This window comes from Bacillus rhizoplanae, assembly GCF_917563915.1.
Classification (GTDB): domain Bacteria; phylum Bacillota; class Bacilli; order Bacillales; family Bacillaceae_G; genus Bacillus_A; species Bacillus_A rhizoplanae.
The window spans coordinates 21,779-36,765 of sequence record NZ_CAKJTI010000021.1; the positions used below are offsets into that span (position 1 = coordinate 21,779).

17 protein-coding genes and 1 riboswitch are annotated in these 14,987 nt (G+C 35.5%); of the genes, 8 read left to right on the forward strand and 9 right to left on the reverse strand.

The features are described 5' to 3' along the window. Positions 1–45: 45 nt before the first annotated feature. The 4 genes from hpt to LRP84_RS16440 all read right to left on the reverse strand — a co-directional run bounded on the left by hpt (position 46) and on the right by LRP84_RS16440 (position 3,744). Entirely contained in the window at positions 46–576 is a 531-nt protein-coding gene (gene hpt, locus LRP84_RS16425; protein ID WP_230576065.1) for a hypoxanthine phosphoribosyltransferase, read from the reverse strand. A 293-nt stretch (positions 577–869) separates the two neighbouring features. Further along, positions 870–1,859, reverse strand: coding sequence for a sugar phosphate isomerase/epimerase family protein (locus LRP84_RS16430; RefSeq protein WP_230576066.1), 990 nt, complete (start codon positions 1,857–1,859; stop codon positions 870–872). Positions 1,860–1,875: 16 nt separating this feature from the next. Then, positions 1,876–3,165 (reverse strand): MFS transporter, encoded by a 1,290-nt coding sequence (locus LRP84_RS16435; protein ID WP_230576067.1) that lies wholly within the window; start codon positions 3,163–3,165, stop codon positions 1,876–1,878. A gap of 204 nt (positions 3,166–3,369) precedes the next feature. Beyond that, positions 3,370–3,744, reverse strand: coding sequence for a RidA family protein (locus LRP84_RS16440; RefSeq protein WP_230576068.1), 375 nt, complete (start codon positions 3,742–3,744; stop codon positions 3,370–3,372). 398 nt (positions 3,745–4,142) lie between these two features. On the opposite strand from LRP84_RS16440, the gene LRP84_RS16445 reads away from it, so the two are divergent. From LRP84_RS16445 to LRP84_RS16455, 3 genes are all read left to right on the forward strand, one after another. Further along, positions 4,143–4,892, forward strand: coding sequence for a helix-turn-helix transcriptional regulator (locus LRP84_RS16445; RefSeq protein ID WP_230576069.1), 750 nt, complete (start codon positions 4,143–4,145; stop codon positions 4,890–4,892). Between the two features lie 120 nt (positions 4,893–5,012). Continuing rightward, complete coding sequence (locus tag LRP84_RS16450) at positions 5,013–5,357, forward strand: potassium channel family protein (protein ID WP_230576070.1); 345 nt, start codon at positions 5,013–5,015, stop codon at positions 5,355–5,357. 331 nt (positions 5,358–5,688) lie between these two features. Continuing rightward, positions 5,689–6,018 (forward strand): hypothetical protein, encoded by a 330-nt coding sequence (locus LRP84_RS16455; RefSeq protein ID WP_230576071.1) that lies wholly within the window; start codon positions 5,689–5,691, stop codon positions 6,016–6,018. A gap of 40 nt (positions 6,019–6,058) precedes the next feature. Here LRP84_RS16455 and thiT read toward each other — a convergent pair whose 3' ends face one another. Further along, positions 6,059–6,661 (reverse strand): energy-coupled thiamine transporter ThiT, encoded by a 603-nt coding sequence (gene thiT / locus LRP84_RS16460; protein WP_230576072.1) that lies wholly within the window; start codon positions 6,659–6,661, stop codon positions 6,059–6,061. A gap of 88 nt (positions 6,662–6,749) precedes the next feature. Continuing rightward, positions 6,750–6,851, reverse strand: a riboswitch (TPP riboswitch). Between the two features lie 358 nt (positions 6,852–7,209). Here thiT and LRP84_RS16465 point away from each other — a divergent pair. From LRP84_RS16465 to LRP84_RS16480, 4 genes are all read left to right on the forward strand, one after another. Next, on the forward strand, positions 7,210–7,437 hold the full coding sequence (locus tag LRP84_RS16465) for a FeoA family protein (RefSeq protein WP_098306542.1): 228 nt from the start codon (positions 7,210–7,212) through the stop codon (positions 7,435–7,437). Further along, complete coding sequence (gene feoB, locus LRP84_RS16470; RefSeq protein ID WP_230576073.1) at positions 7,434–9,422, forward strand: ferrous iron transport protein B; 1,989 nt, start codon at positions 7,434–7,436, stop codon at positions 9,420–9,422. Before LRP84_RS16465 ends, feoB begins: the two co-directional genes overlap by 4 nt. A 16-nt stretch (positions 9,423–9,438) precedes the next feature. Beyond that, positions 9,439–9,606, forward strand: a complete 168-nt coding sequence (locus LRP84_RS16475) for a FeoB-associated Cys-rich membrane protein (RefSeq protein WP_230576074.1) — start codon at positions 9,439–9,441, stop codon at positions 9,604–9,606. Positions 9,607–9,810: 204 nt separating this feature from the next. Beyond that, positions 9,811–10,257 carry an SgcJ/EcaC family oxidoreductase gene (locus LRP84_RS16480; RefSeq protein WP_230576075.1) on the forward strand — a complete coding sequence of 149 codons (447 nt, stop codon included), beginning with the start codon at positions 9,811–9,813 and terminating at the stop codon, positions 10,255–10,257. Between the two features lie 194 nt (positions 10,258–10,451). Here LRP84_RS16480 and LRP84_RS16485 read toward each other — a convergent pair whose 3' ends face one another. From LRP84_RS16485 to LRP84_RS16495, 3 genes are all read right to left on the reverse strand, one after another. Beyond that, entirely contained in the window at positions 10,452–11,045 is a 594-nt protein-coding gene (locus LRP84_RS16485; protein WP_230576076.1) for a kinase, read from the reverse strand. Positions 11,046–11,551: 506 nt separating this feature from the next. Beyond that, on the reverse strand, positions 11,552–12,580 hold the full coding sequence (gene cydB / locus LRP84_RS16490) for a cytochrome d ubiquinol oxidase subunit II (RefSeq protein ID WP_230576077.1): 1,029 nt from the start codon (positions 12,578–12,580) through the stop codon (positions 11,552–11,554). Then, entirely contained in the window at positions 12,570–13,916 is a 1,347-nt protein-coding gene (locus tag LRP84_RS16495; RefSeq protein ID WP_230576078.1) for a cytochrome ubiquinol oxidase subunit I, read from the reverse strand. The genes cydB and LRP84_RS16495 overlap by 11 nt, the downstream gene beginning before the upstream one ends. 221 nt (positions 13,917–14,137) lie before the next feature. Between LRP84_RS16495 and LRP84_RS16500 the strand changes: the two genes are divergently transcribed. Continuing rightward, positions 14,138–14,701, forward strand: a complete 564-nt coding sequence (locus LRP84_RS16500; protein WP_230576079.1) for a beta-class carbonic anhydrase — start codon at positions 14,138–14,140, stop codon at positions 14,699–14,701. Here the strand turns inward: LRP84_RS16500 and yidD are convergent. Next, complete coding sequence (gene yidD, locus LRP84_RS16505) at positions 14,698–14,928, reverse strand: membrane protein insertion efficiency factor YidD (RefSeq protein ID WP_230576080.1); 231 nt, start codon at positions 14,926–14,928, stop codon at positions 14,698–14,700. The two genes, LRP84_RS16500 and yidD, sit on opposite strands and share 4 nt — an antisense overlap. Positions 14,929–14,987 lie beyond the last annotated feature (59 nt).

A 14,987-nucleotide genomic window follows, 5' to 3' on the forward strand; every position in this document is an offset into this window, starting at 1 on the left:
TATATTGGTGAATGGCCGATATATGTAAAAAACGCTGATATCGTATTATTTATCTGTTGCAACAGAAGCAATATATGGTAAGTTGCGATGTTTTTCAGCGCAGTCAATGCCATAGCCGACGATGAATTCATCTGGAATGACAAAGCCAACGTATTCAGCTGTTAAATCAACTTTACGGCGTTCTGGCTTGTCAAGAAGCGTACAGAATTTTAATGCTTTTGGTTTATGCATTAAGAAGTGGTCTTTTAAGAAGTGAAGTGTTAAACCAGAATCAATAATGTCTTCTACGACAATTACATTTTTACCTGTAATATTTACATCGATATCTTTTAATAATTTTACTTTTCCAGTTGTTGTTGTTTGGTTTCCATAGCTAGATGCAGAGATAAAGTCGATTGTTACATCGTTTTTAATGTGACGAATTAAATCTGCTGCGAATACGAAAGAACCTTTTAGTACAGCAATAACAAAAATTTCTTCTCCTTCAAAATCACGTTCGATTTGCAGTGCAAGCTCTTTTACTTTTTCTTGCAGCTGTTCTTGTGAGATTAAAGTGTCTTTTATTTGAATATCCATCAAAATCCTCCTACATTGTAAAACTTATGAACAGTTTGACTGTAAAGGATTCATACAAAAAAGTCAAAAAAGAGAAGGGGGATTTACTTTTAAATGAAAATATAGAAAATTAAGAGGGTATATTGTAGATTAGGGAAAGGAAGTTAGTAGCGAAGAAATAAAATGATTATATAGAAAAAAAGGACTTCTCTATAATCTGTAAAGCAGCCTTAAGACTGCTTTACAGGCTATTAAAAATGATAAATGATACGACTTAAGAGTGTAGAGAATACTTGTACATATATAGTCGGAAATTAACTAGTCATCTCATTAGAATTTTTTTGTCTACAATATTTTTCTCTTAAAGCTAGTACATATTCTACAGATTGTTGAACACCTTTTTCTTGATCTTCAAGCATTTTTTCTAATAGATGTTCAGGCGGATAATAGTAATCTGCAGGCGTAATAACATGTAAGTCATACGGAGGCTTTTCTACTTTGAATGCTCCTTCACCGACTTCATATACGCCTCCAGTCCCTTTTGGACGCTTAAATGGGGCTACGTATGGAAAACACATTTCTACATTGATTCTCGTTAGTGTTGATTCATTCACAAGGATTTTAAAACATTCTTCCAAATCGATATTTCCAGTTCCTGCTGGAACCCCGCAAACTATATGGTCTTCACCGTCATGAATGACAATGTGATCTTTAAAATGAGTTGTGTAGGCATACGGAGCTAAATTCCTTACTGCTTCAACTGGATCTTCCCATGCCATCATTCCATTTCCTAGATCACAATGTGCTCCGACCCAAGGACTGTTTACTTCTTTAATAATTTTAATTACCTCAGCTGTTGTTTCTTCTTCGTGGTTTTCGACTCCAAGTTTAATTCGATATTGTTTTAACAATGGCACGATTTGTTTGAGTTCTTCAGGAGCTTTAGCCATCTTTTCGGCATCATATTCGCCTACACAAACGTAAGTCCGGATGACATCTGCACCAATTTGATTCGCAATGTCTATCACTTTTGTTAAATGCTCTATATCTGTACCTCTTGTATCAATTTCAGCATATAAACCATATTTTTGAATTTCATTTCGAACCTTTTTCAAGTGATCAGGATCGTTCCCGCCAAGCACGCCCCACTCTGGATGTAAATTTTTGTCTGCCTCATTTGTAATAATATTGATTTGTACCCCGTCCAATCCGAGTTCAGCTGTTTTTCTTATAAAATCAAAGATATCCATTCGGTTATTGTGAAAAAATAAATGATAGCTTTCTGTTTCTAATCCAATTTTCATAATATCCTCACCTTTCTTATCTTGAAATTGCATTTGCAGTATCTTTCAGTAATTCCTTTTTCTTCTTAACAATTCGGACTAAATAACTGCTAATAATCAAACCAAGTACGGAAAAAGCAATCATTGTTAAAAATACATGCTTATAACCGCCCATTCCTGGTGTTCTATCTAACATGCTTCCATATAGAGAATATGCAAACATCGAAGGTGCATATCCTATTAAGCAAGCAATGGAAACAGATGCACCACTGATTTCCCTCGGTATTCCCACCTCATCAATAGGAGCAAAAAATACTGCTCTTTGAGTAAAAATAATCGTGCCAAAACCAAGTGTAAAGATCATTCCAGTATATACATTCATCGTCTCATGAGGTAAGAAGATAAAAATAGTCATCCCAATAATTGCGGCTATAAAAGCAACTCTTAAATATTTAGATGGAGACTTGAATTTTTTATCAGCTAAGAATCCTCCTAGTGGACCTCCAAGCATTTTTAAAGCGTATTGATTAATAATTCCATAAGCACCTACTAGTGCGACAGGCATACCATAGATCTCTTTTAAAAAAGGAATAAAATATGTTAAGCCTATATAGACGGAATAAACAGAGAATATAGTGAATGATACTGCCCATACTTCAGGCATTTTTAATGCTTGTAAAGCACCTTCTAGTGCAGCTTTATTTTTGTTAATTTTGTTACCATGTTCGTCTGTATCTTTAATTATGTCGTCTTCTACCAAGAAATAAGAAATGATACCAATAACAATTGCTGTTGCTGCAAGGAAGATAATTGCACCTCTAAAGCCAGCTGCTCCTGATCCTAACCAACTAAAAATCGCAAGGGCAGAAAAAGCAACAATCGTATCAACTACTCCTCTTCCTGCTTCAAGGAATCCAAACACTCTACCTTGTTCGTCTTTATCTCCTAATAACCTTACAGCTTTTATTAAAGCAGGCCAGTAAGCAGTCTCTGCAAATAAAGCGAAAATAATCCAAACGGTTAAAACACCATAATAACCAGGAAATGTTGTTAAATATAATCCTGATAATCCAACACCAATTAAGCTAAACGGTATGATTTTTTTCTTAGAAAACCTGTCTACTATATACATCGATGCGATATAACCGAATGCTTGGATAATCCCATAAATAGATAAGATTACACCTATTTGGGTATGAGATAAGTGAAAATAATCCATCATAGGAATATAAAAAGCATCTTTTAAAAACGGAAGTTTAAAAATTGTTCCCCCGCCTAAAATTAGCACTACAAGTGCAAACCACTTATTTTTTTTTGGAGTATCCATCCTTTTCCCCCTCAGAGGTTGATTTTTTAAAGATAGCGCTTTCAATGAATTCGAAACTTAGCACTCCCTCACTATAAAGATTGAGTCTTTAAATCGTTTGATAATAAAGGAGCGACATTTTATTTTATCATTTTTAATATTCAATTCTTCCTTATAATAAAGCAATATCATTACATTGAACTGTATACTTTGACATGAAAAGCTTTATAAAGTTGCAATAACTTCAATTTCAACAAGTGCATCTTTTGGTAATCGTGCTACTTGCACGGCACTTCGAGCAGGACAATTTTCTGTAAAGTAAGTACTGTAAACTTCATTCATTTGTGCAAAATGGTTCATATCTTTTAAAAACACAGTTGTTTTAACAACTTTACTTAAATCGCTTCCTGCTTCTTTTAGGATGGCTTTTACATTCTCTAATGACTGTTTTGTCTGATTTTCAATTGTTTCAGGCATTTCTCCGTTTTTAGGGTCAATCGGCAGCTGCCCCGAAGTAAAGATAAAATTCCCCGCTTTCATCGCTTGTGAATAAGGACCAATTGCACCAGGTGCATGTTGAGTAGAAATAACCGCATTCATCCAAAAAACCTCCTGTAATAATTTTTTTTCATAACTATAATAATTTCTTATAATGTGATTTTATTTTAATGGTTTCTTTTTCTTAATTCAACAAATATTTTAAAAATTCTTTAAAATATCAAAAAATTCTTATTGCAATAAGAATTTTTTGTTGATAAATTTACATATAGAAAGTAAAAAATGAGAAAAATTGGGTGGAATTCGCCTCGTTATCCCGCATTAACGGGCAGTAAGGCCCCCACCTCAAGACTGAGAGAAGCGAAGAAGATAGGTGGGGGTCTTACTGCCCGTAAAAGCCCGATTGGTTCAACTAATCATCAGTGGGAGATGAAGAAACCCCCCCGCTGATGGAAGTTTCACTTTATCTTTAGAGAGGCATTGTGTAGTAGTATGATAGTATGAAAGAAGCAAGCAAAGAAAATGTTGATGCGAAAGTGGATACTTTCTTCATATCTTCTAAAAAAGGTGCGATATCAATGGAAAATAAAGAAAAGTTAAAGCGGTATATTCCTCTTGTTCATTTCATTGCAGATGTAATTGGAGAAAATTGCGAAGTTGTTTTGCATGATGTTACGAATCCAGACGAATCTATAATTGAAGTTGCGAATGGACATCTTAGTGGAAGAAAAGTTGGTGGACATTTAACAGACCTAGCTTTAAAGATTCTACAAGAAAAAAAATACATAGATAAACATTTTATTTCTAATTACAAAGGAAACTCAAAAAATAATCAAACGTTTCGTTCATCAAGCTATTTTATTAAAGATGAACACAATAACATAATTGGAATGCTGTGTGTGAATATTGATATTAGTAATATGATAAAAGCAAGAGACTGGTTAGACAGTATGATTATGAGTAATACTAGCATGAATGAAGATGTGGAGAAGTCACATCCTAATCTTGAATTAGACCTTTCTGAGAACTTAGAAGAAAATCTTGATAGTCTTCTTTCATCACTTATTACAGGAGTTTTATTAGAATACGAAGTTTCGCCTGAGAGAATGTCTCCTGATGAAAAAATGGAAGTGATAAAAAAACTTAATGATAAAGGGGTATTTTTACTTAAAGGCGGCGTAAGTGAAGTTGCTAAACATTTGAAAGCATCAGAAGCAACCATCTATCGATATTTAAATAAGGTAAAGTAAATGTGTCATTTACTTATTTAAGTAGCATTTTCTTTAAAGTAGAAGTGCTACTTTTTTTATGCGCAGAAAAGTGATAGACTTTCCATTGATTAAATGAACTGAATAGAAAAGGAGAGTCATATGATTTCATTTTTACTTACTTTAAAAAGAATGTTAGAAGCTTTTTTTAGAGCGTGGAAAGATAAAGAATTTCAAGTGTTATTTGTATTAACGGCTGGAACTCTTACGTCAGGAACTATTTTTTATAGTACAGTAGAAAAAATGCGCGTAATTGATGCTTTATATTTTAGTGTTGTCACATTAACGACAGTTGGGTATGGCGATTTTAGTCCAAAAACAGACTTTGGAAAGCTCTTTACTATTTTTTATATTTTCATTGGACTTGGTTTAGTAGCTGGTTTTATTCGTAAACTAGCAATAAATATTCAATTGCCAGATCGATTATCAAGACGAAAGAACGGGTAAAAGAAACCAGGATATGCACTCGATTGTATGTACAGATGCTTTGAATTTTTTACGATACTACTAATCATTGCATTTCCTGCATTTTGCCTCTAAATTATACAAGCTACTTCACGAGAGAGTACTATCAATTAAAGCACGCATATTATTTATATGTAATTAAATTTTATATATTTATATATCATTATTTATTATTATCACCTTACAAAATTGTAAGGTTTTTTGTAAGGTAAATCGATAGTTTGTACTGATTTTTTTGTATACACTACATATGTGTAAGGCACACACATTTTAGGGAAAAAAGGCAGGCACTAAAAAAGAAAGGAGTTGGGGAATGGAGAAGCACTCGGCGGCTCTATCTTTATTATTAGAGAATGATACAATTATGTTAGCTAATAATGAAGGCTGTAAAACTGTAGTTGATCGACAAGAAGTATGGGTAGATTCACATGATAAAATTGTGTGGTACAAATGGAATGAGAGCTATAAAGAGAATATAAAGAAGCAGCACATAGGGTATGATATGCATAGAGTTGTTTTATGGAATGAGATGAAATCTTGGATTCATAAGCATAACGGTAAAAGTGAACGAGAGCAGCCGAGAGAGATAGACATACTCCATTCTCAAACTCCTGAAATGGTAAGACACACAGATTCACATTAGGAAAGTAACATGGGAAACTGAGGCACAGAAAAAAAGATTGCTATTTAAGCAATCTTTTTTTGTTTGTATAATTCATATTTACGCTTGTAAATAAGCGCGGTGCTGTTGTAAATAAAATGACAAGTAAAATTGAACATAATGCGAAAGAACCAATCATTGTGCTGCCATTTACGATGAAGGAATATAAAACAGCTGATTGTCCTTTTGGTGCGTATTGTCCAAAGAAAATAACACCGGCAATAAAGTGCCAGAAGTAACGAGCTAGGCTGCCAATAAATGTAGCGATAATGATATACGTAATTGCTTTTGTTCTTTGTCTATTGGCAAGTGCTTGTTGGATTGGTGTATGAAATAATCCAGCAAAACCGATAAAGGCAAATGCAATGAAGTATTCAATAAACGCTTGTATTGGCGTTAAAATGTATGCATCTCCTACGACAATTTGTAGTAATCCCCAAATGAGACCACTTAAGAAACTTGTTTTAAATCCCCAACGGTAAGCAATAATAAAAATTGGAATCATAGCAAATGAGATAGAACCGCTCGTTGGAAGTTTAATAGATAGTGGTAAAATATCGATGACTAACGCAAATGCTGCGAGAATCGCTGCTTCTATCATCGCTTGTAAATTTGTGTTGCGCATTTATAGCTCCCCTTATATCCAAGTTACAAAAAAAGAATCACTATCATAGGGGGATATTGAAATATACAAGTTACAAATGACTATTTATGTATATACGTTTGCACAATTCCTGCGTTAGCATTAACTAACAGGTTCAAAGGGTCGGAACGATGTGTTCCCTCTCAGCGACGTGGCTCCCCCTGTGACAACGAGATTCTTAGATTATTATTTTTATCCCGCATTAACGGGCAGTAAGACCCCCACCTCAAGATTCAGAGAGAAGCAAAGAAGATAGGTGGGGGATAACTGCCCGTAAAAGCCCGATTGGTTTAACTAACCATCAGTGGGGGATGAAGAAACCCCCCACTGATGGAAGTTTCACTTTATTGTAACGAAAATGGATAAGAATGACAAATGAATCGTACATAACCTTGTTTCGTAACATAAAAACGCTGAAATTGTACAAAAATAGTAATAAATTCACATCATAGTGTATAGTTTTTTTTCAAAAAGTCATGGTATGATTGATATTGATAATAATTATCGTTATCTTCCAAGGGGGAGAAGTTATGAACTTAGTTGATATGAATATAGATGAAAAAGTACGTGTGAAAGATTTACAATCTCTTGATAAATTATTAAAACGTCGTTTAGCTTCATTTGGATTTGCTGAAGGATGCGAACTTTGTATAAAACAAAAGGCAATGTTTAATGGTCCGTGTACATTAGAATGCCGCGGGCAATTGATCTCTATTCGCCATTGTGATGCGAAAATGATAAAGGTGGAATTAGCGTGAATAAAGTTGCTTTACTGGGGAATCCGAATACGGGGAAAACATCATTATTTAATGCGCTTACTGGTTCTTATGAATATGTGGGGAACTGGAGCGGAGTAACTGTAGAAAAAAAGATTGGTAAGTTAAAAGATAAGAAGGGAACTTTAATAGACTTACCAGGCGTATATGATTTAAACCCTGTGTCACGTGATGAAGGGGTTGTTACACAATTTCTATTAACAGAAGAATTTCATTATATGTTAAACATTGTAGACGCTTCTCAATTCGAGCGTAATATGCATTTAACTTTGCAATTATTAGAATTCGGTAAGCCGCTTTCAATTGGTTTAAACATGATAGATGTTGCCAGGCAGCGTGGAATTATCATTGATGTGAAGAAACTAGCTGAAATGCTAGGTGTAACAGTTATTCCGGTTATTGCGAGGAGCGGAAAAGGCTGCGAGGAATTGTTAGCTTCTCTTCATAAGAGTGATTACGGAGAACAGAAGCCATTTATTCTTTCTTATGGTGAAAAGATAGATGCAGGAATTCAGCAAGTTATGGATAAATTGCAACAAGCGAATTATGAGCATACAAGATGGCTTGCACTTCAATTTTTAAGCAATAATGAAGTAGTAGAACAAGAATTAAATCAATTGCCTATTTATAAGGAACTTGTAGCGATTCGCTCTGCATTAGAAGTAGAACTGGATGTAACGCTGGAACAGCATATGTACGGGGTACGTGCAGCGTATATTGTAAAGTTGAAAACAAGTGTCATTCGTCATGAGAAAGAAGGGAGCATTCCTTTTTCTGAACGAATTGATAAGTTAATTACACATAAAATCTGGGGACTTCCGATCTTTTTAGGGATCATGTTTTTTATTTTCCAGGTGACGTTTTCGTGGATTGGAACACCTTTATCTGATCAACTTGATGCATTTATCGGCGGACCGTTCACAGATTGGGTAACAACAGCCCTGGCTAATATGGGGGCATCTGAATTCATTCAAGCGCTCATTACAGAGGGAGTAATTGCCGGTGTCGGTGCGGTAATAGTATTCGTTCCACAAATTTTTGCATTGTTCTTCTTCATTTCATTATTAGAAGACTCTGGGTATATGGCGCGTATTGCCGTTATAATGGATCGTATTATGGAGTTTTTTGGACTAAATGGAAAAGCGTTTATTCCAATGATCATCGGTTTTGGTTGTAACGTACCAGGCATTATGGCCGCAAGAACGATTGAACAGGATAAAGAGAGGTTACTTACGATTTTAGTGACGCCATTTATGTCGTGTTCAGCACGTCTTCCTGTATATGCATTATTTGCGGGGGTCTTTTTCCCGCATAGTCAAGCAATCGTTGTGTTCTCTTTATATATCATCGGTATTATACTTGCGCTAGTCGTTACAAAGATTATGTCTATTACAGTTTTAAAAGAAGAAAAATCTATTTTTGTAATTGAACTTCCGCCTTATCGCGTACCGCAAGCAAAAACGTTATGGCGCAGTACATGGGAAAAAGGAAAAGGATTTGTACGTAAAGCAGGTACATTTATCTTTGGTGGTTCTGTTGTCATTTGGTTATTAAACTATGCTGGTCCATCTGGATTCGGTGTAGATATGGGAGATAGTTTCCTAGCAATGATTGGCGGCGTCTTGGCTCCAGTTCTAGCACCGCTTGGTTTTGGGACATGGCAAGCAGCTGCATCACTATTAACAGGATTTTTAGCAAAAGAAGTTGTTGTTTCCGCAATGGCGATTATTTATTCTGTGAAAGAAGATGTATTAGGAAACATAATCGGAACTCAGTTTACAGCATTATCAGCATATGCATTTATGTTCTTTATCTTATTATATGTACCATGTTTAGCGACAGTTGCGGTAATTCGCCGTGAAACAGGATCAGTTAAGTGGACTATTTTCTCTGTTGTTTATCCGCTTATTGTTGCGTATGTATTAACACTAATCGTATACCAAGTTGGATCTATGATGGGATTCTAGAAGGAGATGGATCGTAATGATGGTCAATATTTTAATTGGAGCTGTCGTTTTTGGGTATGCAGCATATACGTTAATTAACTTTGTAAAGAGAAGTAAAAAAGGTAAATGTGCAGCGTGTTCTCTTAATAAATCATGTGAGTCCAACGTTTGTAGCCCTGATATGAAGCATGTGGTGAATAAGTAGTACAGAGATTCCTAAATCATATATAAAACGCGTGGAGAACTAATCCATGCGTTTTTTGTTCATCCCGCATTAACGGGCAGTAAGACTCCCCGCCTCAAGATTCACAGAGAAACGAGAAGGGGAGCTCAATTGAGTTGAAAAGCGTTTGAGTTGATGTAACAATAATTTAGAATATATAGTAACTAAGAACCTAGAGGTGATGAAATGAACGAAAATAAAGAATTACATATCAAAAAAGTGTACGAACAACTTATTGAAGCTTGGAACAATCGGGATGCAGAAGGTATGGCAAACTTGTTTACTGAACATGGAGAGAGTATAGGATTTGATGGAAGTCAGTCGATTGGACGTAAAGAAATTTTTTCTCATTTAAGCCCCATTTTTAGGGACCATCCTACTGCTCAATTTGTAAGTAAAATAAAAGATTTACGTTTTATTGGTGAAAATGCAGCTATCTTAAGAGCTATCGCAGGTATGATACCTCCAGGAAAATCAGATTTAAAGCCAGAGGTTAACACTCATCACACTCTTGTAGTTATAAATAACTCTAATGATTGGAAAATCGAATTATTTCAAAATACACCAGCACAATTTCATGGAAGACCTGAATTAGTAGAACAAATGACAGAAGAACTGAGGGAACTGCTATAAAGTGAAACTTCCATCAGTGGAGAGTTTTTTCATCTCCCACTGATGGTTAGTTGAACCAATCGGGCGCATGCCAGCAGTTATCCCCCACCTACATTCCTTCTCCCTGAATCTTGAGGCAGGGGTCTTACTGCCTGTTAATGAGGGATAAAAAGACATGCTCAGAGCGTAAAAACTCTGAGTATTTTTGTGTGCTATTATCCCTGTAAAACTAAATTGGCAATATTTGTAGGGGATTCTGTATTTATATAAAATTCTTCTGCTTTCCAATATCTATTTTGAAACTTAGAAATGTTTTGTTGCGTATGTTCATTTTCACGAAGAAATCTCTTATTTCGCGGGCAGTCCAAATAAACTACATAATCATAGAAGCTTCTCCACTCTTTACGTTGAAGAAAAACACCTTCTATTACGATTACACAAGTATTAGGAAGTTTAATGCTCTTAATACTTTGTGTATCAGATTCGTTATTATAAAAGGGTAGAATAAGATCATTCGAAAATCCGAGTTTATCGAAAAAATGATCACGTAACCAAGTGATGTCCCATTGTAGATAATAATATTCATACCATTCTTCATGCCCAGTATTGTAACGTTTTTTACGCTCAACAATGTGGTCATCAATATGAAAGACATAGAAAGGGATATTCTTTTCTTTTACAGCTTCGCTAAGTTTTTTCACAAGTGTTGTTTTGCCAGACCGGCTTAACCCATCTACCCCTAAAATAAACCGACCATCTATCTCAAGATTTGAAATCAAATGTAAGAGAGTTACGAAATGATCTTTCAAGGTATTATCATCTCCTTTGAAAAAATTCCTCTTTTTTCAGTAGCTGTAAGATATTTCGTTTCTTTTGCTAAAGAAACGCTTTTTTTGTTTAGGTTGTCTTTATTTTTCTCAGTTTTGAACCATTAGCTATTATGCCAATAAAACCAGTGATAGCGAATACATACGCTACGAACAAGGATGTTGATGATAGTGACCCTGTAATTATTCTAAATGTGCCAAAAGCAAATAATAGGAAACTACCCACGAGAGTTATAATTGTTCGAGTTTTAATATCCAGTTTTTGCACCCCCGAAAAATCTTTATTTTAAATAAATGTTAACATATTCATTAGTATGAATTAACATTAATTGTCATTTAGAAAGAGGATAATTTGTATGATTTTTCTATTATTTCTCCATAAAAACTGAACTACTTATTTATAGGAAGAGTTCCTTAGAATATCAGCATTAAAATTTAACACGGTCAAAATGAAAAAGAAGCCTGCTAAAACAGGCTTCTTTTTCATTTTAATGATATCCCTTCGCAGAGTCTTTATGAATTTTCTCTTTAAAGATTGTGTAGCTCCATAATTGATAGCCAATAACGATTGGTACCATGACCATTGCAACAAAGAACATAATTTTTAAGTTTAATTCACTGCCTGCTGCTTGGAATAATGTTGTGCTGTATGCATCGTTAATGCGAGATGGCAACATTCTTGGGAACATGCCAGCAAAACCAGTTGCCATAAACATAGCGATTGTTAAGCAAACAAATGTGAAAGCTAAACCAATTTTACGTTTGAAAACCATAATGATTACGATGACACTCATTAACATCGCAAGTAACGGGATGATAAACAGTACAGGGTATTCCGTAAAGTTTTGGAATAAGTTTGTAAGGTTTGCCGTTGCGACGTAGAAGATAGCTAAAATGGTTGCAGCTGCCATTGAAAATGGTTTTGCAATTTTATAAGCACGATCTGATACTTCACCAGTTGTTTTAATCATAACCCAAAGTGCACCGGATACGACAAAGATTGCAGTGAAGAAGAGGCCGCCTAAAATACCGTAAGGATGTAACAAGCTAAGTAAATTTCCTTCATAGCCATGTTTACCAATTTGTAGTCCGTAGTACAGGTTAGCGAATGTAACGCCGAATAAGAAAGCAATTAAGAAACTACCAACCGCATACGTCCATTTACAAACAGTTTGCCAAACTGGTGAATCATCTTTATGCATAAATTCTAATCCTGCTGCACGAGCGAACAGAGCAAGTAATACTAAAAATAATGGTGTATATAAGTAGCTGAACATGTTTGCATATGTGATTGGGAAAGCAGCAAATGTTGCTCCCCCTGCTGTAATTAACCATACTTCGTTACCGCCCCAGAACGGCCCAATTGCTTCTTGTAATTGATTTCGTTCTTGGCGATCTTTCGTAACGAATGGGAAAATCATTCCGTTACCGAGTGCATAGCCATCGAGAATAAAGTAAACTGTCCAAATCACGCCCCATAAACCGAACCAAATTATTGCAAGTGTATCATGAGACATGAGCTACACCCCCTTGATTTGTTTCTTCTAACGCTGCAGGTCCCTTTTTCGCAAATTTTAGCATAAGGTATACATCAGCAATTAATAGTAAAGTGTAGAACAAGATTAAGCTAATTAAAGAGAACCAAATTTGCGGTACAGAAATTGGTGAAACTGATTCTGCTGTTCGCATTAGTTTGTATACTGTCCAAGGCTGACGTCCTGCTTCTGCAACAATCCAACCAGCGTTAATTGCTACATACGGAAGTAATACAGACCACATTGTAATTTTTAAGAAACGTTTTGAGTTTTCTAGTTTTCCTTTTCGCATTAAATAGAAACCAAACCATGTTAGTGCCATAAAGAATGTACCAAGTGCAACCATTAAACGGAAGCTGTAATAAACAAGATTCACGTTTGGACGCTCGTCTTTCGGAATATCTTTTAAACCGACAATTTTTCCATCAAATGAGTTTGTATAGAAGAAGCTGCCGAGTTTTGGAATTGTTAATGCTTCAAAGTTTTTCTCATTTTTCACATCAGGAATTTGAATAATGGAGAAGCCTTGTCCTTCACCAGTTTCCCAAACTGCTTCCATTGCTGCACCTTTTGCAGGCTGCATTTTTGCTGCGAAAGCACCGGATTCATGACCGATGAAAGGTGTTGCAGTTGCTGCAAATAAACCGAATATTAAACCGTACTTAAATGATTTTTTAAAGAATGCAACCTCATTTTTACGTAGTAAGTGATACGCACTGATAGCCATAACGAAGAATGCACCAACGATGTAACAACCAACAACAGTGTGGAAGAACATATGCCACGCATATGGATTTGTAACTAGTGCCCAAAAGTCATTTAATTCAGCGCGGCCATTGCGGACTACATAGCCAACAGGGTTTTGCATAAAGCCGTTCGCTGTAATGATCCAAAGTGCGGAAATATTTGTTCCAAGTGCGACCATCCACATAGAGAATGCACGGAACTTTGGTGAAATTTTATCTTTACCGAACAACCAAATTCCCATGAAAGTAGATTCTAAGAAGAAGGCAACAAGTGCTTCTATCGCTAATGGAGATCCAAAAATATCTCCCATGTATTTGGAGTACTCAGACCAGTTTGTTCCGAATTGGAATTCCATTGTAATCCCAGTGATAATTCCCATTACGAAGTTAATAGTAAATAATTTACCCCAAAAGTTCGCCATTTTGCGGTAAGTTGGATTCAATGTACGCGCATATTGCGTTTCCATAAATGCTACTAAAATAACAAGTCCGAGTGTTAACGGTACAAATAAGAAATGATAAAAGATTGTAATTGCAAATTGAAAACGACTCAGTAACAGAACGTCGGACATAGTAATGATTCACTCCTTTTTTTTCATTATCCACAAATAGTTTATAGTGAAAATATGAGCAAAGTATGGGTGAGTTGTTACAGAACTGTGTGAGAATTATGGAAGAATTATGGCTGTTATCTGAAAAAAACGTATTTTTAGAATAAAGCAATATATTTTTTGTTTTTTTCATTCTTTGATACACTTAGTTTGTATTTATATGAAGAAAGAGGGGTTTTACTTTGAGAACATTAGAAGAGATTTTGCAATATAATCAGGAATTTGTTGAAAGTAAAAAGTATGAAGAATATGAAGCAGGAAAATTTCCGAATAAAAAAATGGTTATTATTTCATGTATGGATACACGTCTTGTAGAACTATTGCCAAAAGCGATGAACATGCGTAACGGTGATGTGAAAATTATTAAAGTAGCTGGCGCTGTTATTTCACATCCATTTGGAAGTATTATGCGTAGCATTTTAGTCGCGATTTATGAACTTGGTGCAAATGAAGTGTGTGTAGTTGGTCACCATGATTGCGGTATGGCTAAAATTCAAGCGAGCAGCACGATTGAAAAGATGAGAGAGCGAGGCGTTTCAGAAGAGAAATTAGACACACTTCGTTATTCTGGAATCGATTTAGAGAGGTTTTTACGTGGATTCTCAAGTGTAGAAGAAAGCGTAGAACACAGTGTTTCTATACTTCGCAACCATCCGCTTATGCCAACAGAAGTGCCTGTGCATGGACTTGTTATTCATCCAGACACTGGAAAGTTAGATGTTGTTGTGAATGGCTACGAAGGTTAATTCTCTTTTTGTTTTTTCTCTGGTACAGGATCGAATCCGCCTGGATGAAACGGGTGGCATTTCAAAATTCGTTTCACGGTAAGCCAGCTTCCTTTTAATGCGCCGTGAGTTTGAATCGCTTCTAGTCCGTAGTGAGAACACGTTGGGTGAAAGCGGCATGTTGGCGGTGTCATGGGAGAAATGAATGTTTGGTAAAAGCGAATGATACCAATGAAAATGCGTTTCATAACGGTCTCCTTTCTTGCATATGCTGTAAGTATTATAGCATGGTCTGTACATAATACTT

Excerpts from the sequence above, each read along its gene's own strand:
- LRP84_RS16455 (WP_230576071.1), top strand. The coding sequence starts at position 5,689 with ATGGAGAAGCACTCGGCGGCTCTATCTTTATTATTAGAGAATGATACA.
- LRP84_RS16465 (WP_098306542.1), top strand. The coding sequence starts at position 7,210 with ATGAACTTAGTTGATATGAATATAGATGAAAAAGTACGTGTGAAAGAT.
- LRP84_RS16475 (WP_230576074.1), top strand. The coding sequence starts at position 9,439 with ATGATGGTCAATATTTTAATTGGAGCTGTCGTTTTTGGGTATGCAGCA.
- LRP84_RS16495 (WP_230576078.1), bottom strand. The coding sequence starts at position 13,916 with ATGTCCGACGTTCTGTTACTGAGTCGTTTTCAATTTGCAATTACAATC.
- LRP84_RS16480 (WP_230576075.1), top strand. The coding sequence starts at position 9,811 with ATGAACGAAAATAAAGAATTACATATCAAAAAAGTGTACGAACAACTT.
- LRP84_RS16450 (WP_230576070.1), top strand. The coding sequence starts at position 5,013 with ATGATTTCATTTTTACTTACTTTAAAAAGAATGTTAGAAGCTTTTTTT.
- LRP84_RS16445 (WP_230576069.1), top strand. The coding sequence starts at position 4,143 with ATGAAAGAAGCAAGCAAAGAAAATGTTGATGCGAAAGTGGATACTTTC.
- LRP84_RS16430 (WP_230576066.1), bottom strand. The coding sequence starts at position 1,859 with ATGAAAATTGGATTAGAAACAGAAAGCTATCATTTATTTTTTCACAAT.
- LRP84_RS16435 (WP_230576067.1), bottom strand. The coding sequence starts at position 3,165 with ATGGATACTCCAAAAAAAAATAAGTGGTTTGCACTTGTAGTGCTAATT.
- hpt (WP_230576065.1), bottom strand. The coding sequence starts at position 576 with ATGGATATTCAAATAAAAGACACTTTAATCTCACAAGAACAGCTGCAA.
- thiT (WP_230576072.1), bottom strand. The coding sequence starts at position 6,661 with ATGCGCAACACAAATTTACAAGCGATGATAGAAGCAGCGATTCTCGCA.
- cydB (WP_230576077.1), bottom strand. The coding sequence starts at position 12,580 with ATGTCTCATGATACACTTGCAATAATTTGGTTCGGTTTATGGGGCGTG.
- LRP84_RS16440 (WP_230576068.1), bottom strand. The coding sequence starts at position 3,744 with ATGAATGCGGTTATTTCTACTCAACATGCACCTGGTGCAATTGGTCCT.
- yidD (WP_230576080.1), bottom strand. The coding sequence starts at position 14,928 with ATGAAACGCATTTTCATTGGTATCATTCGCTTTTACCAAACATTCATT.